This window comes from Stenotrophomonas sp. STK16_22 (assembly GCF_051984505.1).
Classification (GTDB): Bacteria; Pseudomonadota; Gammaproteobacteria; order Xanthomonadales; family Xanthomonadaceae; genus Stenotrophomonas; species Stenotrophomonas maltophilia_A.
This window is the reverse complement of sequence record NZ_CP196972.1, coordinates 3,428,644-3,453,827: the sequence shown is the minus strand read 5'-3', so window position 1 is coordinate 3,453,827 and position 25,184 is coordinate 3,428,644. Positions and strand designations below refer to the sequence as shown.

Here is a 25,184-nt window from a genome sequence, read left to right as displayed (position 1 = left end):
TTCAAGCCACCGGCAGTTGCACCAGGCCGTTTCCCACGCAGGCGACCCTTTGCTCGCCGCGGGCGGGCACGGGCACGATGCCGGCAGTGAATGCGGAGAAGGCCGGCAGCACCGTCATCCGCTCACGCAGCCAGAACGCGGGGAAGCGCCGTCGCAATGGCGGCAAGGCGACCTGCGGATGCAGATGCCCGGCGATCACATGCAGCTCTGCATCGGGCATCGGCTCATGGCGAAGCAGGAACGGCTGCAGCCGTACTTCATCGTGGATCTGTACCTGCAACTGAGCATGCGGCAGCTGGCGGTCGTGATTGCCGCGCAGGACATGCACGTCCAGCGAAGCATTGCGTTCGCTCCATGCCAGCCATTGCTGGTACCACGCAGCGCGATGCGCCGGTCCATGCAGGATGTCACCCAGGATCCACAGCTCGCGACAGGCATGCCTGTCCAGCAGCCCCTGCAGGCGTTGCAGGTCTTCGCCGGTGCCGCCGCTGGGCAATGCGATGCCGGCGCGGCGGAATACATCGGCCTTGCCCAGGTGCAGGTCGGCGATCAACAGCGCCTGCCGCGCGGGCCAGTACAGCGCACGCGCGCCAAGCAGTATCAGCGATTCGCCGGCGCGCAGCAGCGGCAGTTCATCGGCCATGGCGGCGCTCCAGCTGCTGGGCCGCACGTTGCACGCGGGTGCGCCAGTCCTCGTTGCTGAACTGCCCGCGCTGGCGTTCGGCCCATAACGGGAAGCCCAGTGGCGTGAGTGATGTCGGGTGCTGCACGGAGAGGACCTGCATGCCGATCCTTGCCAGGACCTGCTGTAGTCCCGGCAGGTCCAGGCTGTCATGCAGCACTTCGCGTTCGGCCAATGCCAATAGCAGGTGGCCGGGGTCATGCTCGCGCAGTACGTCGTAGAGCAGGCCTGCCGAGGCCTGCAGCTGGCGCAGCGATCGCGGCATACCGCCGGGCAGGCTGGGGACCAGCAGGCCCGCTACGCGTGCGATGCCACGGAACTGGCGGCGCGCCAGCTCGCCCAGGTTCACCGCGGCACGTAGATCGTCCAGCAGCTGATCGGCGGTGAACAATGCTCGCCATTGCGCCGCATCCAGTTCGATCGCCTGCGCCGGTGCCAGCACCAGGCCATGATCGTTCACCGCGTAGCCGATGCTGTTGCGCTGCCGGCGGGTACAGCGCAGTGCCAGCAAGGCGGCCAGCGCCTCGTGCACGTGACGGCCGGCAAAAGGGTAGACGAACAGGAACTGGCCGTCGCGGCGCCGCACCTCTTCCACCAGCAGATGCTCTGGTCCGGGAAGCGTCGACAACTGCTGCTGCAGTGCCAGCAAGGGGGACAACCAGCGTGATTCGGCACTGTCGTCGGCGCCGGACAGTACCCACTCCAGCTCGCGGCCGAGCGGCATCGACAGTGGCAACTGGCCTCCCTGCCAGCGCGGCACCACACCATCACCGCGCCCTCGTGCCAGCCGCACGAAGGCGGTCATGTCGCGCAGCTGCACCAGTTCCAGCAGGCGCCCGGCGAACTGGAAACGGTCGCCGCGACGCAGGCGGCTGGCGAACTGTTCCTCCACGGCGCCCAGGCCACCACCGCGCAGGAACTGCACGCGCACGCTGCCATCGCTGCTGATGGTGCCGATCGACAGCCGATGGCGCAGTACCTGGCGGCGATCGTGCATGCGGTAGTAGCCGTCGGCATCACGCACGACCTTGTGGAAATCGGGGTACTGGGCCAGGGCCTGGCCACCCTGCACGATGAACGTCAGCACGGCCTGCCATGCGTCGTCGCCGAGAGATGCGAAGGCATGGGTACGCCGTACCTGCGCCAGCAGCGCATCGCTGTCGAAGCCACCGGCCAGGGCGCGGCTGACCGCATGCTGGGCCAGCACATCCAGCGACAGCGTCGGCGGCCTGCGCGCTTCGACCACGCCTTGGGCCAATGCACGGCGCACCGCGGCGTATTCGGCCAGCTCCAGTGCATGGCTGGGCACGCACAGGATGGAACCGCTGGCACCCGGGCGGTGACGCGCACGTCCCGCGCGTTGGCGCAGGCGGGCCACGCCCTTCGGGCTGCCCAGCTGCAGTACCTGCTCAACCTCGGGGAAGTCCACGCCGAGGTCGAGGCTGGAGGTGGCAACCACGCAGCGCAGCGCGCCCGCGCGCAGGCCATCCTCGACCTGCTGGCGCAGCGCTGGATCCAGCGAGCCGTGGTGCAGCGCAAGCGTGTCCGGGGCTTCCGGCCAGACCGCGGCCAGTGCCTGATGCCACAGTTCTGCCTGCGCACGGGTGTTGGTGAACAACAGGCTGCTGCGTGCCCGCATCAACGCGTCCAGCACCCGCGGCAGCTGCGCCAGGCCCAGATGCCCGGCCCACGGAAAACGTTCGCCGGGTTCCGGCAGCAGGCTGCGCACGCTGATCGCGCGCGGGCGCACGCCCTGCACGATCGGCGCGTCGGGCTGTCCGGGCAGCAGCACGTCGCGCGCCTCATCCAGGTTGCCCAGCGTGGCCGAAAGCCCCCACAGCTGCGCTGCAGGCGCAGCTTCGCGCAACACCGCCAGGTTCAACTGCAGCAGCACACCGCGCTTGTTGCCCATCAGCTCATGCCATTCGTCCACCACCACGCAGCGCAGCTGGCGCATGCGCGGCAACGTATCCGGATAGCTCAGCAGCAGCGCCAGTGATTCGGGCGTGGTTACCAGTACGTCGATGCGGCCTTCGCGGGCCTGGCGCCGCTCGCGGTTGCTGGCGTCACCGCTGCGCAGGCCGACACGCCATCCCAGTCCCAAGCCGTCGACGACGGCCTGGAGCGCGCGTGCGGTATCACTGGCCAACGCGCGCAAGGGCGTTACCCACAGCACCTGCAATGGGCGCACCGCACTGGCGCGGCGGGGCGAGGGCGGTGGATCGATAAGCGCCTGCAGCAACGGCCCGCCGAACATCGCCAGTGTCTTGCCGCTGCCCGTGGGCGTATGCAGCAACCCGGATTCGCCGGCCAGGTAGTGGCGCCACATCGCGCGCTGGAAGGGCAGTGAGCGCCAGCCGCGTGCCGCGAACCAGTCTTCCAGCCGGCGCAGTGCCTGGCTGCGGGTCATCGCGCCAGCGCCTGCAGGCTGGCCAGCTGATCGGCCTCGCTGGCAGGCTTGTCGTGGCGCCAGCGCAGGATGCGCGGAAAGCGCACGGCGATCCCTGATTTGTGCCGGCTGCTGCGGTTGACCGCTTCGAAACCCAGCTCGAACACCTGTTCGGCGCGTACGCTGCGCACCGGCCCGAAACGCTCGCGGGTGTTGGCGCGGATCCAGCGGTCAAGCGCGAGGATCTCCTTGTCGTCCAAGCCCGAATACGCCTTGGCCACCGGCACCAGCGTGTCGCCGTCCCAGACGCCGAAGGTGTAGTCGGTGTACAGCGTGCTGCGCCGCCCATGGCCAGCCTGTGCGTACAGGAGCACCGCATCGATGGTGAGCGGATCGACCTTCCATTTCCACCAGTCACCGCGGCGTCGCCCAGCCAGGTAGGGCGAGCCGCGTCGTTTCAGCATCAGCCCTTCCACGCCACGTTCGCGTGCCACATCGCGCATCGCCGCCGCCTGCGCCCAGTCGACGGCGGCAACGTCGGGCGACAGCTGGATCCGCACATCGTCCAATGCGCCGATGACCGCGGCAAGCCGCGTACGCCGTTCCTGCAACGGCAGCTCACGCAGATCCGCGCCATCGTGCTCCAGCAGGTCATAGGCGAGCACGCGTACCGGCGTGTTGCGCAGAGTCGCTGCTCCTGGCTTGCGACGCTGGATGCGGGTCTGCAGGGCGGTGAATGCGCGCGGCAGGTTGGCGGTCTCGTCCCAGGCCAGCAGCTCTCCGTCCAGCACGCAGCCCTCCGGCAACGCCATCGCGGCGTGCTCGATCTCGGGGAAGCGGCCATCCAGTCGTTCCTCGCCACGGGACCACAGCGCGACTTCGCCACGCCGGCGCAGCAGCTGCAGGCGTATGCCATCCCATTTCCATTCCAGCAGCCAGTCGTCGATCGCGCCGAGGCGTTCGGCAGGATCGCCTTCCAGAGGGGAGGCGAGGAAGAAGGGGTAGGGCTGCTGGCGGTCGGACGGCAGCTCGTCCGGTGACAGCAGTTGAGCCAGCAGCCCGGGCGAGGGGACCCACTCGCCGAGCATGCGCTGGGCGATGCGTGCGATGTCCAGGCCGGACCATTCCGCCAGTGCCTGCTGTACCAGTCGCTGCGAAACGCCAACGCGCAGGGCGCCGGTCAGCAGCTTGTTGAACACCAGGCGTTCGCTGCTGCACAGCTGCCGCCACCCGGCGACGACCGCAGCGCGGCGTACTGCCTCGGGTTGGTTGGCCACGGCCAGCAGATGCTGTTCGATCCAATCAGCCAACGGGTGGTCGGCGGCTGGCTGCGATGGATCATCCAGCAGCAGGGTCAGCGTTTCGGCCAGGTCACCCACCTGCGCATAGCTGTCTTCCACCAACCAGGGGGGGAAGCCGGATTCATCAGCAATCCAGCCGCGCAGTTCGCCGCTGGCGGCGATCTTCCGGCGTGCGCCGCCCACCTTGCCACCGCTGAGCAGGTACATCGCCCATGCCGCATCGTGCGCGCGCGCCTGGCGGAAGTAGTCGACCAGGGCTGCACGCTTGTCCAGCGTAGCCGTGCTGCGGTCCAGGCGCTGGTAGAGCGCAGCGAAGGCCTTCATTCCTCGCTCCCGAAATCGGTGCGGAAGGCTTCGGCAGCCACGCCGCGTTCGCGCAGGAACGGAATCAACGCATCGGTATTGCCATGGGTAGCGATCACCCGCTGCGCGCCTGTCTGTTCGATGGTCTGCAGCAGTGCTGGCCAATCGGCGTGATCGGAAATGACGAAACCGCGATCGACATTGCGGCGCCGCCGATTGCCGCGCAGCTGCATCCAGCCGGATGCGAAGCCCAGCTGGTGGCGGCCGAAGCGGCGCGTCCACGGTGTGCCGGCGGCCGAGGGTGGTGCGAGGATCAGCTGGCCGGCGGCATCGGGCTGACGGCCCTGTTCGGCCACGGCGAGCGTCTCCAGCATCGGCACGCCGGCCTGCCGGTACACCGCGACGCCATTGGCGATGGCGCCGTGCAGCCAGGCCGGGCGATCATCCTGCGGCAGCAGCTCGGCCAGCACCCGCTGTGCCTTGCCCAATGCGTAGCACAGCAGGATCGCGGCTTCGCCACGTTGTTCGCATTCGCGGCGCCACGCCACGATCTCTGCAGCCACCGCCGGTGTGTCCGGCCAGCGGTAGATCGGCAGTGCGAACGTAGCTTCAGTGATGAAGGTATCGCAGGGCACCACTTCGAACGGTGTGCAGGTCGGATCAGGCTGTCGCTTGTAGTCGCCGGAGGCTACCCATACCTGCTGCCCGTCGTCGATGCGTACCTGTGACGAACCGAGTACGTGGCCGGCCGGATGCAGCGATACCTGCACCTGCCCCAGGCGGAACGGCACACCCTCGGCATGCGCCTGCACCGGCACGTCACCCAGGCGCCAGCGCAGGATCGGCAGGCTGCCTTCGCTGCAGTGGTACTCCCCCATGCCCGGGCGGGCATGGTCGCCGTGGCCATGGGTGATGACCGCGCGCGCTACCGGTCGCCACGGGTCGATATGGAAATCGCCGGCGGCGCAGTACAGCCCCTCCGGGCGCAGCACCACCAGATCGTCGTTGCCTGCCATGCGGTCACTGTGGCCTGCGTCTCGTGCAGAGGGTGAGAACCGGCCTGAACACGGGCTTGGCAGGCGATGCGGCACAATCGGGCCGCAGACCTCTTGCCGCCAGGATGGACCGGATGAGTGGACCCAGCTTCAGCAGCAACGCACCGTATGAAACCCATGTGGTGTTGAACCAGCCGCCGCCGTTCGCAGGGCGACAGTTGTGGACCGACGACGTGGCGCTGATGGAGGCCGTACAGCGCGAAGGCGCCGCCAGCTTCGCGCCGCGACTGGGTGTCTATGGTGCACTCGCCGGTGATGAACTGTACCGGCTGGGCTTCGATGCCAACCGTGATCGTCCGCGGCTGCGCACGCATGATGCACAGGGCCATCGCATCGACACCGTGGAGTTCCATCCGGCCTATCACCAGTTGATGGACACGGCAAAATCGCACGGTGTCGCTGGATTGTCCTGGCATGAGCCGCAGCCTGGCGCGCACGTGGCACGTGCGGTGTTGAGCTACCTGCATCACCAGGCCGAGGCGGGCACCAGCTGCCCGTTGACCATGACCCATGCGGCAGTGGCGGTACTGCATTCGCAGCCGCATCTGGCCGAGTGGGCGCGCAAGGCCGCTGCGCCGGTCTATGACCCGCGCGACGTGCCGGTGGCGGACAAGGCCGGCATCACCCTGGGCATGGGCATGACCGAGAAGCAGGGCGGCTCGGATGTCCGTGCCAACAGTACGCGCGCCGAACCGATCGATGGCGAGCGTTACCGTCTGGTCGGCCACAAGTGGTTCTTTTCCGCACCGATGTGCGATGGCTTCCTGGTGCTGGCGCAGGCGCCGGGAGGCCTGACCTGCCTGCTGATGCCGCGCCGGCTGGCCGATGGTGACCGCAATGCGTTCCGGTTGATGCGGCTGAAGGACAAGCTCGGCGATTGGGCCAACGCTTCCAGTGAGGTCGAGTTCTGCGGCGCACAGGCATGGCGCGTGGGCGAAGAGGGGCGCGGCGTGGCCACCATCATCGGCATGGTGATGATGACCCGCCTGGACTGCATGCTGGGTGCAGCGGCGGAGATGCGCATGGCGCTGGCGCAGGCGCTGCACCACGCACGTCATCGACGTACCTTCGGCAAGCTGCTGGTCGAGCACCCGCTGATGACCAACGTGCTGGCTGATCTGGCGCTGGAGTCGGAAGCGGCCACGGTGTTGGCGATGCGGATCGCGCGCGCGGTGGATCGCGCCGGTGTGGATGCCAATGAAGCCGCGATGGCGCGGTTGGGGACGGCGCTGGGCAAGTACTGGCTGTGCAAGCGCGCGCCGGCCTTCGTCAATGAAGCGCAGGAATGCCTGGGCGGTGCGGGCTACGTGGAGGAGTCGATGCTGCCGCGCCTGTACCGGCAGGCACCGTTGAATTCGATCTGGGAGGGCAGCGGCAACATCCAGTGCCTGGATGTGCTGCGTGCGCTGGCGCGCGAACCGGAGGCGATGGCGGCGCTGCGCGGTGAGCTGGCATCGGTGGCTGACCGTGATGGGCGCTATGCAGCGGCATTGCAGCGTTGGGCAGCGGCACCGCCACCGGAGGAAGCGCAGGCGCGGCTGTTCTGCGAGCGCACTGCGCTGCTGCTGCAGGCGGCGCTGTTGCTGCGTGCGCGCAGCCCGATGGCGGAGGCGTTCGTGCGTAGCAGGCTGGAAGGGGAGCACGGGCTGGCGTTCGGGACGCTGCCGGCGGGGGTGGAGCTGACGGCGATGCTGGCGCGCGCGCTGCCGTAGGAGGCGGCCAACGGCGGAGCCCCTCGTGGTGGGCGCTGATACTGATGGGTGGGCCGCGCGGGTAGGTCGCGCAGGGGGCGCTGCAAGTACGTCCATGTAAGCTCGGGCGCGCCATCCATGGCGCTTACGCCCCTGCGCAACCTACCCGCGCGTCCGTGGACACTTTCCGTACGCGTCCACCACGGAATCAACAGAAAGAGCAGAGAGCGAAAAGCAGAAAAGCCGCGGCAGTGCCGCGGCTTTTCCTGTAGCGCCGAGGCCATGCTCGGCTGCCGGTAGGGCTTAGTGCTTGGCTTCTTCCTTGGCGGCGTTGGCCTTGGCGTCATTGGCGACATCGCGAGCCTTGTCGGCGACCTTCTGTGCGGCGTTCGCAGTGGCGTCGCTGGCATGTGCGGCGGCATCGGTTGCGGCGTCCTTGGCCTTGTCGGCGGCGTTGGCGGTGGCGTCTGCAGCCTTGTCCAGCGCCTGCTGGGTATCGGCGGCGGCCTGCTCGGACGCGGCAGCGGTCTTGTCGGCGGCGTCGCGGGTGGCTTCGGCGGCCTTGTCCACGGCGTCACGGGCGGCAGCGCCTGCGCTGTCAGCAGCCTGCTGTGCGTCCTGCTTGGCCTGTTCGGCTTCCGGGCCCTTGCAGGCGGCCAGGGCCAGCAGCAGGGAGGCGGCCAGCAGGGTGGTGGTGATCGGACGAATCTTCATGGCGGTCTCCGGTACTGCAATGGATGGGGACGCCAGCCTATTCATGCCGTTGTGAAGACGGGGTCGCGATGCAGCGGCTCAGTCGCGCGCATTCGAAAAAAGAAAAAGCCGCTGGGGAACCAGCGGCTTTTCCAGAACAGCGTGAAGAAAGAAGTTATTACTTCTTGGCTTCTTCAGCAGCGTCCTTGGCCTTCTCAGCGGTGCCTTCAGCAGCCTTGGCAGCGTCAGCAGCGGCGCCGGCAGCGGCGTCGGTGGCAGCAGCGCCAGCCTGGGCAGCAGCGTCAACCGAAGCGTCAGCAGCGGTGGCGGCGGTGTCAGCGGCCTGCTGGGCAGCGTCGGCGGTCTGGGCGCCAGCAGCGGCGGCCTGGTCGGCAGCAGCCTGGGCTTCGGTGGCGGCTTCGTTGGCCGAAGCAGCGGCGTCCTGGGCAGCTTCCTGCTTCGAGCAGGCGGCCAGGGCCAGAGCCAGGGACATCGCGACCAGCAGCTTGTTGATGCTCATTGTGTGAATCCTCGTCGTTAGAATTAGGCAACGCGCATGCTGCGCGCCGACAACATGATGACAAGCCAAGATTGGGTGTCAAGCGATCCCGCATTCATTTTTGCGAAATCATCGTTAAACCCATTTAAATCAATTCGATGGCGATAGCCGTTGCTTCGCCACCGCCGATGCACAGGGTGGCAATGCCGCGCTTGCCACCGCGCGTGCGCAGGGCGTTGACCAAGGTCACCACCAGGCGTGCACCGGAGGCACCGATCGGATGGCCCAGTGCGCAGGCGCCGCCATTCACGTTGAGCTTGTCGTGCGGAATGCCCAGTTCGCGCATCGGCGCCATCGCCACCACGGCGAAGGCTTCATTGATCTCGAACAGATCGACCTGGTCCAGCGACCAGCCGGTCTTGTCCAGCAGTTTGTGCAGCGCGCCGATCGGGGCGGTGGTGAACCACTCCGGTTCCTGCGAATGGGTCGCGTGGCCGACGATGCGGGCCAGCGGGGTGATGCCGCGAGCGGCTGCATCTTCCTCGGTCAGCAGGACCACTGCAGCAGCGCCGTCGGAGATGCTGGAGGAACTGGCGGCGGTGACGCTGCCGTCCTTCTTGAAGGCCGGGCGCAGGGTCGGGATCTTGGCGATGTCCGAGCGGCCCGGCTGCTCGTCGGTGGTGACCTCGACCTCGCCCTTGCGGGTGGCGACCTTCACCGCGACGATTTCATCGGCGAACGCACCGTTGGCCTGCGCCGCCTGCGCGCGCTTGACCGATTCGATGGCGTAGGCGTCCTGCTCTTCGCGGCTGAACTGGTATTTGTCCACGGCGCATTCGGCGAATTCACCCATCGCCTTGCCGTCATAAGCGTTGACCAGGCCATCGTGGGCCATGTGATCGACCGCCTGGAAGTTGCCGAAGCGGTTGCCGGTGCGCGAGTTCGGCAGCATGTGCGGCGCGTTGGACATCGATTCCATGCCGCCGGCGACAACGATGCTGGCCGAACCGGCCTTGATCAGGTCATGACCGAGCATGATGGTCTTCATGCCCGAGCCGCACACCTTGTTCAGCGTGGTGGCACCGGTCGACAGCGGGATGCCGGCAGCGATCGCCGCCTGGCGGGCGGGCGCCTGGCCGAGGTTGGCCGGCAGCACGCAGCCCATGAGGACTTCGGAAACGTCGCTGGCCGGGATGCCCGACTGTTCCAGGGCGGCAGCGATGGCGGCCGCGCCGAGGGTCGGGGTCGGCACGCCGTTGAACTGGCCGAGGAAGGAGCCGATGGCGGTGCGCTTGGCGGCGGCGATGACGATGTTGGACATGGCAATCTCGTTGATGCGTAAGCAATGTTCGGAAAGGAGACCGGGGGCCGTTGGATGTGCCCCGGTTTCCCGGCAGACTGCGTGGGGGTCGACCCAAGTATAGAGGGTCGGGGAGGGCCGCCGCTGGGCGCGGCCGCACGCCTGCCGGGATGAAGGCAGGACAACGTTCATGGGAAGGAATCGATGGAACGCACGATGATGGTGAGGTCTGCCCTGGGAACCGCGCTGGTGGTAGCGCTGACGGCCTGTGGTGGAGGTGGCGGGGGCGGCAACGTGCGCATCGATACCCCGCCACCACCGCCGCCACCGACTACCCCGCCACCGACGACGCCGCCCCCGGTCAAACCGCAGGAGCCGGCCTTCGACGCGCATCTGTCAGTCACCAATGCGCGCGCCGCACAGGCTGCCGGCCTGACCGGCCAGAACGTGCGCATCGGCATCGTCGACTCCGGCGTGCAGCGCAATGCGGTGGCGTTGAATGGCCGGGTGCTGGCCAACCTCAACTACATCGATCCGGCCAGGAACAATCTGGGTGTCGATGATGTGGTCGGCCACGGCACCGCCGTGGCCAGCCTCGCTGCCGGCGCGGCAACGGGCTCCTGGCCGGGTGGCATCGCGCCAAAGGCGCAGATCGTGTCGGCACGGATCATTGCCGACAAGCCGCCCGTCGATGACGGCAGCGGCAAGGGCAATTCCTTCAGCGGCCCGCTGGGCGTGGCGCAGGTCCACCAGGACCTGATCAGCTACAACGTGAAGGTGATGAACAATTCGTGGGGCGGCCTGTACTGGACCGATCTACCGACCACCGCGCAGGTGGCCGCCGAATATCGCCCCTTCGTGATCAACCATGGCGGGCTGGTGGTGTTCGCCGCGGGCAATGACGGCCGCAGCGAGCCGAGCAGCCTGGCCGCACTGCCCAGCCAGCAGGGCGTGGCCGGCACGCTGCCGGCTGCCGACCTGGAGCGCGGCTGGCTGGTGGCCACCGCCGTGGATCCGTATGCGCCCGGTACGCTGGCCAGCTATGCCAATGCCTGTGGCCAGGCGGCCCGCTACTGCCTGGCGGCGCCCGGCAGCGCGGTCTACCCCGATGCCAACGGTGGCAGCTACTACTGGAACTACGGCACGTCATTCGCGGCGCCCTTGATTTCCGGTGCGGCGGCGCTGGTCTGGGAGCGCTTCCCGTACTTCAGCAACGATCTGGTGCGGCAGACCCTGCTGGGCACCGCCAAGGATATCGGCGCGCCGGGCGTGGATCCGGTGTTCGGCTACGGCCTGCTCGACATCGGTCGTGCGATCAACGGTCCGGGTCGTTTCGACTGGGGTGATGTGGTCGCCAACGTGGATCTGGCCTCGACCGGCTCGGCGTGGCGCAACGATATCGTCGGCAGCGGCGGGCTGGTCAAGCAGGGCGGGGGCACCCTGGTGCTGGCCGGCAACAACAGCTACACCGGTGCCACCCGCATCGAACGCGGCATCCTGTCGCTGCAGAACGGTGGCGTGATCCGTTCCAACGTGACCATCCTCGGCCAGTCCGATCCGGATTCGACCGGCCTGCAGTTCAATGGCGGCACGCCCCGCGTGATCGGCAATGTGGTCAACGGCAGCAGCGTATTCCTCACCACCGGCAACACCACCGGCACCATCGAGGGCAACTACACGCAGCAGGCAGGTGGCCAGCTGATGATCGCGCTCGGTGCCAATGCGCTGCAGGTCACCGGCAATGCCGCGATCGACGGTGGCGTGCGCGTGCATGGCTTCGTTTCCGGCTACGTGCCACAGAACGGCAGCCGGCAGGACCTGATCCATGCGGCAGGCGGACTCAGCGGCACCTTCAGTACGCCGGCTACCTCCAGTGGCCTGCAGGGGCTGTCATTGCTGCAGAGCAGCTACGGCTATGACAGCAACAACGCGTGGTTGAACCTGACCCAGGTCAGCGTCACCGCAGCGGCCAGCGGGCTGGGGGCGTCCGCCCAGGCGGCAGCACAGCGCCTGGAAGGTGCATTCGCAGCGCTGGACAAAAACACAGGCCTGCAGGGATCGGCCTTTGGTGCAGCGGCCGGTGCCCTGCAGTGGACCGGCGGTGGCCCGCAGGGCCTGGCCGCCAGCCTGCAGAGCCTGTCCGGTCAAGCGCATGCGCGAGCCGAAGCAGCGACCTTCGACAGCATCGACATGTCGCGGCGTGCGATCGCCGAGCGCTTTGATCGTGTACAGGCCGCACCGCGCCTGCGCGGGAGCTGGCAGAGCGCGCTGGGTGAGGCGGGGCAGGGCAGCTTCGCCGGCAACGCTGCCGACAGCCGGGGCTGGATGGCCGGCCAGGATCTGCCACTGGGCAGCAACGGCCTGATGGGCGTGGCGTTTGGCGAGACCCGCAGCACTGGTGGCAGCAGTTTCGGCGGTGATCGTGGGCGTGATCGCCAGGCGCAGGCACAGTTGTATGCCGGCTGGAATCTGGGACGTGGCTACGCGCTGGCCCAGGTGGGGAGCGGACAGTTCACCCGCGCGCTGGATCGTCAGCTGCTGCTCGGTGCGGGTGCCTATGGCGTCTCCGCGCGGTACGGCGGCCGTTTCAGCAGTGCCAGCGTGGAGGGCGGGTACCGGCTGGGGCGTGCGGGCGCATCGATGACGCCCTACGTCGGTGCCAGCACCACGCGTGTGGAGACCGACGCCTTCAATGAACTCGGCGGCTTTGGTTTCGGCCTGCGGGGCGATGCCAACCGCGTGCAGCGCAGCCAGATGCTGGCCGGTATCCGCGGCGAGCGCGGCTGGGGGCGTTGGACGCTGCGTGGGCATGCCGAATGGCAGCAACGGCTTGATGGTGCGGATGCGGACTGGCAGGCCAGCTTCGTCGGCGTCGATGCCTGGGCGCCGTTGGCGGGCTGGAACGCGCCGCGCGGCAGTGCGCTGATCGGCGTGGCGCTGGAATCGTGGTGGGGCCGCAATGGGCGCCTGAGCCTGGGCTTCGACCAGCGCGTTGGTGGCGAAGGTGCGCGGCAGGCCGCCTTGCGCTACAGCACCGGCTTCTGAAGGACGGCTCGCGCCGGGTCATGCCCGGCGCGACATCGGCAGGTTCAACCGCCGCGCAGGTTGCCCAGGCGCGGGGTGCTGCGGCCCAGCGGCATCTTCAGCTTGCCGATCGACAGGATGCGGCTTTCGGCGATGCGGTCGGCGGCACGCTGCGGCGCGATGTTCTCGCGCTGCGACAGTTCGAAGATGCGGGTGAGGTTGTGGTAGATGCTGCGGATCAGGCGCATTGCGCGTTCGCGGTTGTAACCGTCGATCTCCAGCGACACGTTCATCACGCCACCGGCGTTGACTGCATAGTCCGGCGCATACAGGATGCCGCGCGCATGCAGCTCGTCGCCGATTTCCAGGCTCGACAGCTGGTTGTTGGCGGTGCCGCAGATGATCTTCGCCTTGATCCGCGGCAGCGTGTCGGCGTTGATCGCACCTTCCAGCGCGCACGGTGCGAACACGTCGGCGTTCACCTCGTGGATCTCATCCGGCTTGACTGCTTCGGCGCCGAAATCGCTGACCGCGCGATCAACCAGCGCGCTGTCCAGGTCGGTGACGTACAGCTTGGCACCGCGGTCGCGCAGCAGTTTCACCAGTTCCATGCCGATGTGGCCCAGGCCCTGCACGGCGATGCTGGTCTTGCCCACTTCCTCATGGCCGAACTTGAAGCGCATCGACGCCATCAGTGCCTGCAGCGCACCGTAGGCGGTGAACGGGGCGGGATCGCCGGAGCCACCATGGACCTGGTGCACGCCGGTCACGAACTGGCTTTCCAGGTAGATGTTCTCCATGTCGTTGACGTCGGTTCCGACGTCCTCGGCGGTGATGTAGCGCCCGCCCAGCGAATCGACATAGCGGCCGAAGGCACGGAACAGCACCTCGGTCTTGTCCACTTTGGGGTCGCCGATGATCACCGCCTTGCCGCCACCCACGTTGAGGCCGGCCAGTGCATTCTTGTAGGTCATCGTCCGGCTCAGCCGCAGCGCATCGGCCAGCGCCTCGTCGGTGCTGGCGTAGGGGCGCATGCGCACGCCGCCCAGGGCCGGGCCGAGGGTGGTGTTGTGGATGGCGATGATCGCCTTCAGGCCGGCGTCGTGGTTGTGGCAGAACACCACCTGTTCGTGGCCGGTGGTGGCGAGGGTTTCGAATAGCATGGCGTCTCCGATGGCGCGATCAGCGGCGAACTGCAGCGAACGGCCAGTGAACGGTAGGGTCCCAAAACAAAAAAAGCGACGTCGTCGGTGCAGGGGGACGGGTCGCGCGGCGCCATTCTAGTCCATTCCCCCGGCCGGTGCCGTCGACATCGGTGGCCTTCCGGTTAAAGAAGATGAAAGTTCGGCCGATGCTGCGACGACGGCGGGTGGCCGGATTCGCGTGAAGAGGCAGGGCGGTCAGTGACGGCAAGGGCACCACAACGACAGGGCGGGCGGCGATGACGCCGGCCTGGTGGCGATCACTGCGTGGCTGGCTGGCGCGCTCGACCGGGACGGCACCGTCCCGGTTGGCGGCGGCGTCGCGGCAGGCGGTGGCGGCGGCTGCGGCCAGCCTGCAGGGCGAGGCTCTGCCCTCGGCCGAGATCGCTGCACATCTGCAGCGTGGCCTGCATGCACTGGCCCTGTACCCGCGCCTGGCCGGTGAATCCACGGCGGTGCAGGCCGCGGGGTTGGGCGAGGCGGTGGCGCGCGCGCTGCAGGACCGGGACTGGGCGGCCCGTCAGCTGCCGCGCCGCCCGCAACTGCTGCCGCAGCTGATCCAGACGGTCAACGACGATGCTGCGTCGGCGCGAGTGATGGCGGCGATCATCGGCCAGGACCCGGTGCTGACCGGCAACCTGCTGCGCATCGCCAACAGCCCGGCCTACAAGGTGCACGAGCGCCCGGTGGAAAGCCTGCAGCGGGCGGTGACGCTGGTCGGTACCGAAGGCGTGCGACAGATCATCAGCGCAGTTCTGGTGCAGCCGGTGATGCAGGTGCAGTGCGAGGTGTTTCCGCAGTTCAGCACGATCATCTGGGAGCACGCACTGCTGGCCTCGCGCGCAGCCGCTGACCACGCGCGCACGGTCACTTTCGGCGATGCCTTCGCCGCCCAGTGGCTGGGCCTGGTACAGGGGCTGGGGGCCGCGCTGGTGATGCGCCAGCTGCTGCAGGAAGCGCAGGCACGCGATGAAACGGTGGAGCCGGCGCTGGCGCTGCAGCTGCTCCAGCAGTGGTCACTGCCGTTGGCGCAACGCGTGGCCGCGGCCTGGGAGCTGCCCGAGCCGGTGCACCAGGCGCTGGCGCCCGAGGCGGATGGCCCGCTGGCCGACAGCCTGCGCCTGGCCAGCGCGGCCGCAGCGGCCAGCCTGCTGTGCCGGCACGGACATGCCAGCCAGAGTCGCATGCTGGCCCTGCTTGAACAGTTGCCTTCGGCGCCGCCGCATGCGCTGCGCTGGATCTGGCGGCGCCTGCATGGGCGCAGCGTGGAAACACGGGATGACGCCGGACAGGAAGAGGCGGGTCCTGCGCCCTGAGCGCTACAGCTGCGATTCCACCGGCAGCCAGCTGATCACCCGCGCGGTCCAGCGCTTGCCCAGGCTGGCCCCGGGTTCGGCCTCCACCCAGTGCGGCGGTGGCTGCCGCTCCAGCCAGCGCAGGTCATCATCGCGCCCCAGCGCCAGCCACCAGCTGTGCTCCGGGCCGGCCAGGCGCAGGTACTCGTCGCGCAGCTGTGCACCGAGCACCGGGTCATCGAACAGCACGCCCATTTCGGTATTGAGGTAGGCCGAACGCGGGTCGAGGTTGAACGAACCGACGAAACCGCGGCGGTCATCGACCACGAATGCCTTGGTGTGCAGGCTGGCGCCGCTGCTGCCGAACAGGCTGGCATCCAGCTGGCCGTGTGCCTTCAGTTCGTACAGCTGCACGCCGGCCCTCAGCAGCGGCACCCGGTAGCCCATGTAGCCGCCGTGTACCGCTGCCACATCGTTGGCGGCCAGTGAGTTGGTCACCACCCCCACCTGCGCGCCGCGTGCGGCCAGCGCCGACAGCGCCTCGACCCCATCGTTGCCGGGCACGAAGTAGGGCGAGATCAACAGCGCACTGCGCCGCGTGCTGCGCAACTCGTCGCTGAGACGGCTGACCAGCCAGCCGCGGCGATCGTCATCGCGGTGCTTCATCGGCGGATCGGAAGCGATGTGCACGTTCGCGCTCCAGTGCAGCGGTTCCGGGCTGGGCCGCTGCAGCGCGCGCGACTCGGCCACGCGTTGCAGGTAGGGCTGTGCCTTGGCATGCATGGCATCCAGGTCCGACTGCCGTACCAGCTGCTGCAACTGTGCATCGGTATACGAGGCCAGCGCGGAAATCGGGATCGCCGTGCTGCTGTTCCAGTAGTCGTCGAAGATCTGGTTGGCCTGCTGCACGGCGGGGCCGGCCACCACCAGATCCAGGTCCTGGAAGTTCACATCGTCGCGCGCGCTGAAGTATTCCTCGCCGATGTTGCGGCCACCGACGATCGCGATGCGGCCGTCGGCGATCCAGCTCTTGTTGTGCATGCGGTGGTTGACGCTGAAAGCGCGTTGCACCAGTTCCAGCGTGCGCGCGATGCCGCTGCGGTTGCGGAACGGGTTGTACAGGCAGATCTCGATGTTCGGATGCGCATCGAGTGCCATCATCAACGCGTCCTTGTCCTTGGCGTTCATGTCGTCAAGCAGGATGCGCACGCGCACGCCGCGCTCGGCGGCGTCGTACAGCGCCTTGGCCATCAGATGGCCGATCAGGTCGTCGTGCCAGATGTAGTACTGCAGGTCCAGGCTGCGGCCTGCATGAGCGGTGATCATCGCGCGTGCGGCGAAGGCATCCATGCCATCACTGAGGAACGCCACGCCGGACTGCCCGGGGCGTGCGTCCTGCAGCGGCACGATCTGCTGGTCGATGCGGGTCTGCGCCGGCTGCAGTGGCAGCACATGCGAGGGTGCGCCCTGTGCCCGCGGGGTGAGGTGGTCGGCCAGCAGCAGCCCGGACAGGACCAGCAGCAACAGCGCGGCGAGGATGATCGCAGCGACGCGCAGCAGACGTCGCCACAAAGGCTTGGGCAGGCTCATGCCCCGATGGTAGAGCCACGCCGTGCGTGGATGAAAGCCAACAGACCTATCGCCGTAGATCCACGCCATGCGTGGATGGCAGGGACTTCGCGGTCAGAAGCGCTCGTCGCTGCCCAGGTAACGCCACTGCCCCGCAGGCAGCGGTCCCAGTGCCACGCGGCCAATCCGCAGCCGACGCACGGCCGCGACCTGCAGGCCGGCAGCGGTGACCGCCACGCGCAGGCCCTTGGCCGTCAGGCCCTTGCCGGCGAAGCGCAGGCGCTGCTCGCTCTGCCAGCTGACCTTGGCGCCGCCCGATTCCTGCTGCAGCCGCGCCATCAGCCACGGGCCGCGCTCGGGACCGCCTTCGGCCACTTCGATCAGGTATTCCTGTTCGGTGCGGCCCAGATTGCGCTGCAGATGGGCCAGCGTGGCCGGGTCCTGGCTGACCACCACCAGGCCGCTGTCGCTGGCCGGAAGCGAGGCGGCCAGCTGCAGGCCGTGGAAGTGACGCTGAAGCGGACGGATGTCGCTGGCATCAAGTTCGCTGCGGCTGTCACTGCTGACCAGCGCACACAGGGTTTCAGCGGCAACGCCTGCCGGCTTGTGCAGCAGCATGCTGACCCGCTCGGCCTTTTCATCGCTGGCCTGCTCGGCCACGACGATCACCGCGCTGTCATCGACCGGGCGCTGCGGCTGCTCGACCACCTCGCCATTGACGCTGACCCAGCCGCCTTCGATGTAGCGCCGCGCTTCACCGCGCGGGATGCCGAGCAGGGCGGACAGGCGTTTGTCGAGACGGATCGGTTCCATGGCGGAAAGGTCAGGCAGGGGGCGCGCAGTGTAGCCGCTGCGGCCGGTCAGCGCTGGCCGCGGTTGGCCAGCTCGGTCAGGTACAGGCGGGTATCGAACTCCAGCTGCAGGTACTCCGGCTCCATGTGCTGGCACAGCTGGTAGAAGGCCTTGTTGTGATCGGCTTCCTTCAGGTGGGCCAGTTCATGCACCACGATCATGCGCAGGAACGCCGCTGGTGCCTGGCGGAACACGGTGGCGATGCGGATCTCGCGGCTGGCCTTGAGGCGACCGCCATGCACGCGGGAGATGGCGGTATGGGTGCCCAGCGCATGCTTGATCACTTCCAGCGTGTTGTCGTAGCAGACCTTGTTGAGCGGCACCGACTTGCGCAGGTAGCGGTCCTTCAGCTCCTGCGTGTAGTCGTACAGCTGGCGGTCGCTGCGCACCTCGTGCGGATCGGGATAGCGCTGCTGCAGCCAGGGGCCGAGCTTGCCCTGCGCCAGTAGTTCACTGACCTGGGCGACCAGGGGTTCGGGATAGCCGGTGAGGTACTTCAGGACTGCCATGCAGGGGCGGCGGGGCGTCGGTAGAATGGGGCATCCAAGATTACACGCGGTACGCATCGACCATGGCAAAGCCCAACGCGCTGCAGGAACAATTGCTCAAGGCCGGCCTGGCCAAGAAGTCGCAGGCCAGCGCTGCCGCGAGCGCGCAGGCCAAGGCCCGGCAGGGCAAGGCCGAATCGACCTCGGCCGATGTCCAGCGCGAGGCTGAACGGGCCCGCGCCGAGAAGGTCGAGCGCGACCGCGCACTGGCCGCCGAGCGCAATGCCCAGGCCAGGCAGGCTGAACAGAAGGCCCAGGCCCGGCAGATCATCACGGCCCATGCCGTGCCTCACAAGGGCGACGACGAGTACCGCTTCAGCGATGGCGCGGCGATCCGCACCCTGCTGATCGACCCCAAGCTGCGCAAGGCGCTGTCGGTGGGCGTGCTGGTCATCGTTGCCCACGGCGAGGGCTACGCCCTGCTGCCGCGCGCCGCTGCCGAAAAAGTGCGTGAACGCGCCCCGGAGGCGATCATCGTCGACCACGGCCAGCCGGGCTCGACCGCCGAGATCTCCACCGGCAATGCCGAGGACGACGCCTACTACGCGCAGTTCCAGGTGCCGGACGACCTGGTCTGGTAAGCCAAAAAGGGGACGGAGGGGATTAAGCCGCAAATGGCCTGCTCCGGCCCGTCTGCCTTCTGCTCAGCTTGCTGAAGGCCTGCCGGTCATGGCTCGGCGCTACCGTTTACTGCGCGGTGTATCGTCCCCATATCAGGCGACACACCTGCGGAGGATGGCCATGGCCACCGGTTGGGCGGGAGACGGCGCGGTCCAGGACCAGATCGACGCCACCGTCGACGATGCGATCGCCCGCGCGCGGCGCCAGCTGCGCGAGGGGCCTGGTCTGGAACATTGTGAGGAATGCGACGCGCCGATCCCGTTGGCGCGGCGCCAGGCCGTCCCCGGGGTACGGCTGTGCGTGGCGTGCCAGCAGGCGCATGACGACGAAGCGCAGGCGCATGCCGGCTACAACCGGCGTGGCAGCAAGGACAGCCAGTTGAGGTAAAGGTTGTTCGGCAGGGCTTGCAGCCCTGCATCTGCCGAAGCCTTCAAGCCAAGGCAACTTCAACGTCAAAAGCGGGCATTCCGCAGGTAGGCGGGACGGTGTGGGTAGGCAGGACACGCCGTAAACCCCCCTCCGGGGTCCGGCCCAGCCGCTGGCGGCTGGGCGTTCGGGCGCTTGCGAAGCAGTGCTTCGCAAGCAAAGCGCCCTCACCCATGGGGGCTCGATGGCGCCATCCATGGCGCCAACGGTCCTGCCTACCCACACCGTCCCGCCTCTGACAGATTCCCGGGATCTGGTAGATCCACGCCATGCGTGGATGAATCTCCATCGAAATCGAATATTTCGAGATCCGAGACATTTGAGCCGAGCATGGCTCGGCTCTACCGCAATGCGGGCAGATCGCGGAAATCTGTCGAAGGCGGGGTGGGTCCGGTGGCGGGAGTGTCCGCGGCATGGATGCCGCGGCCAAGCCCCCATGGACGGGTTTACGGCGTCTCCCGCCATCGGATCCATCCCGCCAACCCACGGAATGCCGGCTTTTGTTTTTGCCTTTGCTGTTGCTGGTGCTGTTGCTGTTGCTGTTGCTGTTGCTCCAGCTCGTAGCAGGTGCAGGGCGCAGCCCTGCCGAAAACCACCCTCAGCCGTCGCCCTGGATGCCGCCGGGGGCCTGCGCCGGGTCGCGCCAGCGGCGCACCGTGCGCTGGAAGAACAGGTTGTTCGGCAGCTGCAGCACCGTGCCCTCGTGGCCGTCGCCGGTCTCCTGCAGCGTGGTGTAGATCAGGTTCACGTCGATCACCCGGCCCTTCAGGCCCGGCTTCTCGCCGTTTTCCAGCACCTCGATGTAGTCGTGCAGGCGGAACGGGCGGGTGGTGAAGATCAGCAGCGTGCAGAAGATGTTGGACAGCACGCTCCACGCCGCGAAGAAGGCCACCGCGCCCACGGCTGCAAAGCCGGTGAACGCGGTCCACAGCACCGACGGCTTCGCGCCGAGCAGGCTGAGGATGTACAGCAGGGCACTGAAATAGACCACGAAACTGGTGATCCGGCGCGCACCCATCACCATCTCTGGCGGCAGCGTGTAGTGCTCGGCGAAGCGGCGGATCAGGCGACGGGCGAGCACGCGCAGGAGCCATGCGACCAGCAGCACCAGTACGATCTGCAGGGCGACGCCGGCGTAGTTCAACCACGGGTGGGTCCAGGCGGGCAGGTGATCCTTCAGCGACAACATCATGGGGCGAAAACAGGCGGCGGGAACGGCCCCTGATGTTACCCGGCGCGTGCGGGGGATTCGACCGCCGGGTTCCAGGCCACGCACACCAGTTCCTGGCGGTTCTGCTGCAGGCAGGCGCGGCCATTGTCGGGACGCAGCTGCAGTGACAGGCCCAGCGCCTGCAGCAGGACACAGGCGGTGATCACCAGCAGGGCGGCGCAGGATGGGCTGGACATGGCAGGACTCCTGGACGGCAATTTCGCGAAGGACCTTTCATGGATGCAGCAGCCACCCAAAAGGTTGCATGCCATCGATCATCGATCGGCTCTAAACCTTTTCCCGGGTCGCCGCATCCAAGCGATATGCTCGACACCACCATGCCCGCGCCGCCTGCCGCCAACGACGCCGTCGATGAACCCGCCTTGGTGCGGGCGGCGGCCGCCGGTGATACCGCTGCCTATGAACTGCTGTACCGGCGCCACGCGCCCCGTGTATTCGCTGTGCTGTGGCGGCTGTGTGGCGGCCAGCAGGCACGCGCCGAGGACGCGCTGCAGGAAGCGTTCCTGCAGGCGTGGAAGGCGCTGCCGGGCTTCCGTTTCGAGAGCAGCCTGTCGACCTGGCTGCACCGGCTGGGCGTCAACGCGGCACTGATGGAGCTGCGCGGACGTGCGGGCGGGCAGGATCACGACAGCCTCGACGAAGTGGACGGAGGGTTGCAGGAGCTGGCAGTGCACGATCGTTGCGCCGGCACCGAACGCGACCTCGAACGGGCACTGTCGACACTGCCGCCACGGGCACGTGCGGTACTGGTACTGCACGACATCGAAGGCTGGAAACACCAGGAAATCGCCGAACAGCTGCAGATGGCCGTCGGCAGTTCCAAGGCACAGTTGCATCGTGCGCGCGGCCTGTTGCGCGCACGGCTGGGAGACATGACATGAGTACACACGACCACGATTCCGACCACGATCTGCTGGCCCGGCTGCGCGCGCTGCCGACCGAACGCGGCGTACCCACCGATGGCTGGGCACGCCTGTCGGCGCAGCTGCCGCCGCGTGAACCGCAGGCGGCACCTGCGCCGGGCGACAACGTGGTGGCCCTGCCAGCGCGCTCGCGGCGTCGCTGGTGGCTGCCGGTCGGTGCGGCATTGGCGGCCAGCCTGGCGCTCTACGCGGTGTCACCGTGGCGGCATGCGCAGCCGGAGGTGCCGGTACCTTCAGCGCTGCAGCTGCAGGCGGCGGCGATGACCGAGCAGTACCAGCAGGCCGTCGCTTCGCTGCCCGATGGACGGGCGCCGGAATGGCAGCCGGCGCTGCACGAACTGGATGAAAGCGCAGCGCAGATCCGTGCCGCCTTGGCGCAGGACCCGCGTGCGCCGCACCTGCTTGGCCAGCTCAAGCGCACCTACGCGCTGCGGCTGGAACTGACCCGGCAGGCGGCCTATGCCGCCGAGTCCGGCTTGACGACCTGAGGAGACCCCCATGACCCGAACCCTGATTTCCTGCTGTGTCGCGCTGCTGCTGGCCCCTGCCGTGGCGCTGGCCGACACCCGCATCGACGAGCGCCACACCCTGGCCGCGGGCGGTCGCATCGAGCTGAGCAATGTGGCCGGCAAGGTGACCGTGCGTGGCTGGGACCGCAATGACGTGCAGCTCACCGGCACGCTCAGCGACGGCCTGCAGCTGCGTCAGGAGAAAAGTGCCAACCGTGTGCGCTGGGAGATCGAATACCCGCGCCGCAGCAGCAATGGTGGCGCGACGCTGGTACTGAACGTGCCGCGCTCGGTGGAGCTGCTGCTGAGCACGGTCAGCGCCAGCCAGGACATCAGCGGCATCGATGTGCGACGGCTGCAGGCCGACACGGTCAGCGGCAGCCTGAGCGCGGCTGGCCGCAGTGGCGACAGCAAGCTCAACACGGTCAGTGGCAGCGTCAGCGCACGCCTGCAGACGCCGAAGCTGGACGTGAACACGGTCAGTGGCCGGATCGAGGCCGGCGGCGGCGTGTCCGGTGATATCGGTGCGCAGACGGTGTCCGGCCGGGTCGAGGTGGACGCCGGGCGCGTGCAGCGGCTGGCGGTGGAGACCGTCTCGGGCAGCATCGATCTGGCAGCGGCCGGGTTGGCTCCCGGCGGCCGCATCAACGTCGAATCGGTCAGTGCCTCGGTCACGCTGAGCCTGCCGCGCACGGTGTCGGCACAGCTGTCGGTGAACAGCTTCAGTGGTTCGATCAACAGTGACGCCGGGCAGGTGGAGCGGCCGCGCTATGGGCCGGGCAGCCACCTCGATACGCGTCTGGGCGGCGGTGATGGTGACATCCGCATCCAGTCGCATTCGGGCAGTGTGCGGGTACGCCTGGACCGCTGAACGCGATCCGGCAGGCCGCGGCGGCAGCGCCGCCGCGGTCGGTACTGGGTCAGCTGGCTTTCTTCAGCGCCCAGGTGGTGCCGAGGACTTCGATCTTGCCACCGGCCTTGCGGAACGCTGCCAGGTCCGAAGCGATCGAATCGCTGCTGACCACAGTGCTGGCGGCCGCGCCCTTGCGTTCGCTGCGGATGCTGTTGCTGGCCTTCGCGGGGGTCTTTGCCTTGCGGGGCATGGTTGCTCCTGTCAGGTGGAAGGGGAGGAAAGCGCCCAGGCATCGGCCTGGCGCAGGTAGTCCTGCCGCTCGCGGCGGCAGTCATCGCCGCCCATCGAAAACTGGCGGCAGATCGCCGGGCGCTGCGAATAGATCGTGCAGCGCAGGTGATAGGGATCGATCGCTGCGCACCAGCCTTCCTCGTTGCGCGCCATCACGGCACGGCCGTGGGTGTCGCGTGACAGGAACTGGCCGGGCACGTGGTCGCCGGGTTGCAGCAGCACGGGCAGCCGGCAACAGACCGCGTCACAACGGCGGCAGTCGATGGGTGCAGGTGCTGCGTCAGGTTGTAAGGCCACAGGGGCCTGGCGGGTGCCCAAAGCGGGTCTCGATGGCGGCTCAGGTGCTGCGCGGACCATGAACGAGCCAGGAAGGCATGGCCGCTAGGCCCGCGGGGCGGGCCAGGCTGCACTGTGGACACACACCGGCGTGGCCGGCGGAAGGTGCAGCGTGGTTCTAGCCGACCAAGAGTAACTTAGACCGCGTAACGTTTTGTTAATCCTGGCTGGCTGCCGCCAGCGCAAGGCCCTGGACCACGCCCAGCGAGGGCTCGCCGTGGACCATGCGGGCCCCCGGGAAGGCCTCGGCCACGGCCTGGCGCAGGTAGCCGGCACGGGACATGCCACCGGTCAGGAACACCGCGTCCGGGTCGCCGCCGATGTCGCTGCGGACCTGGGCCAGCAGCTCGCGGATCTGCTCCAGGTAGCCATGGGCGGCGGCGGCCAGTCCGTCGGCGCTGCTGTCGGCATGCAGGTCGCGGGCGATGTAGTCCAGCGTGCTGCGGTGTTCGCTGGCGGCGCTGAGGGCAATCTTGGCGCGTTCGACATCGCGGTACAGGCGGGCGGTGTTGCCGGTGTCCTGCAGGGCCTGCAGGCGCGCGCCCCACGGTTCGTCGACATGGTCGTATTTGTGCTGGCGGAAGTCGCGCTGGCGCGTCATGTCCTGCACGGTGGCGGCTTCCACGTAGTGGTGGGCGGGCACGCGGGTGATGCCGCGGCCGAACAGCGGCATGTAGCTGGACAGGCTCAGCGCCAGATCGATGTCGGTACCGCCACGGGCGATACCCCAGGCGCGGTGGATGCGCGGCGCAGCATCGCCACCAACCTCGGCGTGGGCGATATCGGTGGTACCGCCGCCGATGTCAACGATCACCGCCTGGTGCCGCTCGCGGCTTTCGGCGTGGTAATGCATGGCCGCCGCGGCCGGTTCCTCGAGGAAATCGATCTGGTCGAAACCGGCCTGGGTGGCGGCTTCGCGCAGGATGTCCAGTGCCTGATCGTTGCCGGCCGCGCCGATCGAGCTGCGGAACTGCACCGGGCGGCCGAGCAGGGCGGCACGCAGCGGCTGGCCAAGCTGGGCGCTGGCGGTCAGGCGGATGTGCTCGAGGATGTGCGCGGCGATGCCGGTGATGGTCTGCTTCGCGCGCGGGTGCAGGTTGTAGCCCAGCATCGACTTCGGGCTCTGCACCAGGTTGCCTTCGTGTTCCTCGAAATAGGCTTCCAGCGCGTCGTCGCCGTAGACCGCGTTCTGCAGCAGGTCGCTGGCGCTGCGCTCCTTGCCGGCGCGGGCTTCCATCCATTCCCGGCGCAGTGCGCGCAGGGCTTCGCGGCGCAGCGCCTGCGGCGTGCGTTCCTGGCCGGCGGCACGGGCCGCGCGCGCGGCGCTGTCGATCATCTGCTGCAGCTCGTGTTCCTGGCCGGCGTCGAGCTGGAAGTCATCCGGGTCGGGCACCACGCCGGGGAAGTACACGCTGGTACGGAACTGCTCGGCGTCGCCGAAGCGGATCGGCAGCAGTTTCCCCTCATGCACGATGGCGGCGGCGGAGTTGCTGGTACCGAAGTCGATGCCGAGGCGCATGGGGAGTTCCGGGGGCGATCAGGGGCCGCGCACTCTGCTGCAGTTCGTCGCCGACTGCAAGTTCCTGCGGCC

The 25,184-nt window shown here is 68.1% G+C and carries 24 protein-coding genes; 8 read left to right on the top strand and 16 right to left on the bottom strand.

Annotation, left to right across the window (positions count from 1 at the left end; translation table 11 throughout):
• Nucleotide 1 precedes the first annotated feature (1 nt).
• The 4 genes from pdeM to ACSYAO_RS16165 are packed head-to-tail and all read right to left on the bottom strand — an operon-like array spanning nucleotide 2 to nucleotide 5,691.
• The gene (gene pdeM / locus ACSYAO_RS16180) at nucleotides 2–643 is read right to left on the bottom strand and encodes a ligase-associated DNA damage response endonuclease PdeM (RefSeq protein ID WP_149909435.1); all 642 of its coding nucleotides are present in this window, start codon (nucleotides 641–643) and stop codon (nucleotides 2–4) included.
• The gene (locus tag ACSYAO_RS16175; RefSeq protein WP_149909436.1) at nucleotides 633–3,092 is read right to left on the bottom strand and encodes a ligase-associated DNA damage response DEXH box helicase; all 2,460 of its coding nucleotides are present in this window, start codon (nucleotides 3,090–3,092) and stop codon (nucleotides 633–635) included. Before ACSYAO_RS16175 ends, pdeM begins: the two co-directional genes overlap by 11 nt.
• Complete coding sequence (locus ACSYAO_RS16170) at nucleotides 3,089–4,696, bottom strand: ATP-dependent DNA ligase (protein WP_049461634.1); 1,608 nt, start codon at nucleotides 4,694–4,696, stop codon at nucleotides 3,089–3,091. The genes ACSYAO_RS16175 and ACSYAO_RS16170 overlap by 4 nt, the downstream gene beginning before the upstream one ends.
• Nucleotides 4,693–5,691, bottom strand: coding sequence for a ligase-associated DNA damage response exonuclease (locus ACSYAO_RS16165; protein WP_049461635.1), 999 nt, complete (start codon nucleotides 5,689–5,691; stop codon nucleotides 4,693–4,695). The genes ACSYAO_RS16170 and ACSYAO_RS16165 overlap by 4 nt, the downstream gene beginning before the upstream one ends.
• A 113-nt stretch (nucleotides 5,692–5,804) precedes the next feature.
• On the opposite strand from ACSYAO_RS16165, the gene ACSYAO_RS16160 reads away from it, so the two are divergent.
• Nucleotides 5,805–7,442, top strand: coding sequence for an acyl-CoA dehydrogenase family protein (locus ACSYAO_RS16160; protein ID WP_049398306.1), 1,638 nt, complete (start codon nucleotides 5,805–5,807; stop codon nucleotides 7,440–7,442).
• Nucleotides 7,443–7,724: 282 nt separating this feature from the next.
• Here the strand turns inward: ACSYAO_RS16160 and ACSYAO_RS16155 are convergent, their stop codons facing one another.
• From ACSYAO_RS16155 to ACSYAO_RS16145, 3 genes are all read right to left on the bottom strand, one after another.
• Complete coding sequence (locus ACSYAO_RS16155) at nucleotides 7,725–8,135, bottom strand: hypothetical protein (RefSeq protein WP_014647982.1); 411 nt, start codon at nucleotides 8,133–8,135, stop codon at nucleotides 7,725–7,727.
• Nucleotides 8,136–8,292: 157 nt separating this feature from the next.
• Nucleotides 8,293–8,634, bottom strand: a complete 342-nt coding sequence (locus tag ACSYAO_RS16150) for a hypothetical protein (RefSeq protein WP_004153024.1) — start codon at nucleotides 8,632–8,634, stop codon at nucleotides 8,293–8,295.
• 124 nt (nucleotides 8,635–8,758) lie between these two features.
• Nucleotides 8,759–9,934 (bottom strand): thiolase family protein, encoded by a 1,176-nt coding sequence (locus tag ACSYAO_RS16145; protein WP_010482849.1) that lies wholly within the window; start codon nucleotides 9,932–9,934, stop codon nucleotides 8,759–8,761.
• Between the two features lie 183 nt (nucleotides 9,935–10,117).
• Here ACSYAO_RS16145 and ACSYAO_RS16140 point away from each other — a divergent pair, with 183 nt between their 5' ends.
• Entirely contained in the window at nucleotides 10,118–12,958 is a 2,841-nt protein-coding gene (locus ACSYAO_RS16140) for an autotransporter serine protease (protein ID WP_049398307.1), read from the top strand.
• Between the two features lie 44 nt (nucleotides 12,959–13,002).
• Here ACSYAO_RS16140 and ACSYAO_RS16135 read toward each other — a convergent pair whose 3' ends face one another.
• On the bottom strand, nucleotides 13,003–14,100 hold the full coding sequence (locus ACSYAO_RS16135; protein WP_010482852.1) for a Glu/Leu/Phe/Val dehydrogenase dimerization domain-containing protein: 1,098 nt from the start codon (nucleotides 14,098–14,100) through the stop codon (nucleotides 13,003–13,005).
• 278 nt (nucleotides 14,101–14,378) lie between these two features.
• Between ACSYAO_RS16135 and ACSYAO_RS16130 the strand changes: the two genes are divergently transcribed.
• Nucleotides 14,379–15,455, top strand: a complete 1,077-nt coding sequence (locus ACSYAO_RS16130) for an HDOD domain-containing protein (RefSeq protein WP_032129353.1) — start codon at nucleotides 14,379–14,381, stop codon at nucleotides 15,453–15,455.
• A gap of 3 nt (nucleotides 15,456–15,458) precedes the next feature.
• On the opposite strand, the gene ACSYAO_RS16125 is transcribed toward ACSYAO_RS16130, so the two are convergent.
• From ACSYAO_RS16125 to ACSYAO_RS16115, 3 genes are all read right to left on the bottom strand, one after another.
• Nucleotides 15,459–17,024, bottom strand: coding sequence for a phospholipase D family protein (locus ACSYAO_RS16125; protein WP_049461637.1), 1,566 nt, complete (start codon nucleotides 17,022–17,024; stop codon nucleotides 15,459–15,461).
• Between the two features lie 93 nt (nucleotides 17,025–17,117).
• Nucleotides 17,118–17,816, bottom strand: a complete 699-nt coding sequence (locus ACSYAO_RS16120) for an RNA pseudouridine synthase (protein ID WP_032129355.1) — start codon at nucleotides 17,814–17,816, stop codon at nucleotides 17,118–17,120.
• Between the two features lie 47 nt (nucleotides 17,817–17,863).
• Entirely contained in the window at nucleotides 17,864–18,364 is a 501-nt protein-coding gene (locus ACSYAO_RS16115; RefSeq protein ID WP_005414217.1) for a M48 metallopeptidase family protein, read from the bottom strand.
• Between the two features lie 62 nt (nucleotides 18,365–18,426).
• On the opposite strand from ACSYAO_RS16115, the gene ACSYAO_RS16110 reads away from it, so the two are divergent.
• Both ACSYAO_RS16110 and ACSYAO_RS16105 read left to right on the top strand, forming a co-directional pair.
• Nucleotides 18,427–18,984, top strand: coding sequence for a DUF2058 domain-containing protein (locus ACSYAO_RS16110; RefSeq protein WP_032129357.1), 558 nt, complete (start codon nucleotides 18,427–18,429; stop codon nucleotides 18,982–18,984).
• 160 nt (nucleotides 18,985–19,144) lie between these two features.
• Complete coding sequence (locus ACSYAO_RS16105) at nucleotides 19,145–19,411, top strand: DksA/TraR family C4-type zinc finger protein (protein WP_032129365.1); 267 nt, start codon at nucleotides 19,145–19,147, stop codon at nucleotides 19,409–19,411.
• 637 nt (nucleotides 19,412–20,048) lie between these two features.
• Here ACSYAO_RS16105 and ACSYAO_RS16100 read toward each other — a convergent pair.
• Complete coding sequence (locus ACSYAO_RS16100) at nucleotides 20,049–20,642, bottom strand: mechanosensitive ion channel family protein (protein ID WP_080291803.1); 594 nt, start codon at nucleotides 20,640–20,642, stop codon at nucleotides 20,049–20,051.
• Between the two features lie 35 nt (nucleotides 20,643–20,677).
• A complete protein-coding gene (locus tag ACSYAO_RS16095; RefSeq protein ID WP_049463330.1) occupies nucleotides 20,678–20,857 on the bottom strand; it encodes a hypothetical protein in 180 nt (59 codons plus the stop codon).
• 126 nt (nucleotides 20,858–20,983) lie between these two features.
• Between ACSYAO_RS16095 and ACSYAO_RS16090 the strand changes: the two genes are divergently transcribed.
• The 3 genes from ACSYAO_RS16090 to ACSYAO_RS16080 are packed head-to-tail and all read left to right on the top strand — an operon-like array spanning nucleotide 20,984 to nucleotide 22,984.
• On the top strand, nucleotides 20,984–21,562 hold the full coding sequence (locus ACSYAO_RS16090; RefSeq protein ID WP_032129359.1) for an RNA polymerase sigma factor: 579 nt from the start codon (nucleotides 20,984–20,986) through the stop codon (nucleotides 21,560–21,562).
• Entirely contained in the window at nucleotides 21,559–22,092 is a 534-nt protein-coding gene (locus ACSYAO_RS16085; RefSeq protein WP_049463331.1) for a hypothetical protein, read from the top strand. The genes ACSYAO_RS16090 and ACSYAO_RS16085 overlap by 4 nt, the downstream gene beginning before the upstream one ends.
• Before the next feature lie 10 nt (nucleotides 22,093–22,102).
• Complete coding sequence (locus ACSYAO_RS16080) at nucleotides 22,103–22,984, top strand: DUF4097 family beta strand repeat-containing protein (RefSeq protein WP_032129361.1); 882 nt, start codon at nucleotides 22,103–22,105, stop codon at nucleotides 22,982–22,984.
• A 49-nt stretch (nucleotides 22,985–23,033) separates the two neighbouring features.
• On the opposite strand, the gene ACSYAO_RS16075 is transcribed toward ACSYAO_RS16080, so the two are convergent.
• The 3 genes from ACSYAO_RS16075 to ACSYAO_RS16065 form a co-directional block, all read right to left on the bottom strand.
• A complete protein-coding gene (locus tag ACSYAO_RS16075) occupies nucleotides 23,034–23,216 on the bottom strand; it encodes a hypothetical protein (RefSeq protein WP_005410566.1) in 183 nt (60 codons plus the stop codon).
• An 11-nt stretch (nucleotides 23,217–23,227) separates the two neighbouring features.
• Entirely contained in the window at nucleotides 23,228–23,479 is a 252-nt protein-coding gene (locus ACSYAO_RS16070; RefSeq protein ID WP_005410565.1) for a YkgJ family cysteine cluster protein, read from the bottom strand.
• 271 nt (nucleotides 23,480–23,750) lie between these two features.
• Entirely contained in the window at nucleotides 23,751–25,112 is a 1,362-nt protein-coding gene (locus tag ACSYAO_RS16065) for an Hsp70 family protein (protein WP_032129362.1), read from the bottom strand.
• Between the last annotated feature and the right edge of the window lie 72 nt (nucleotides 25,113–25,184).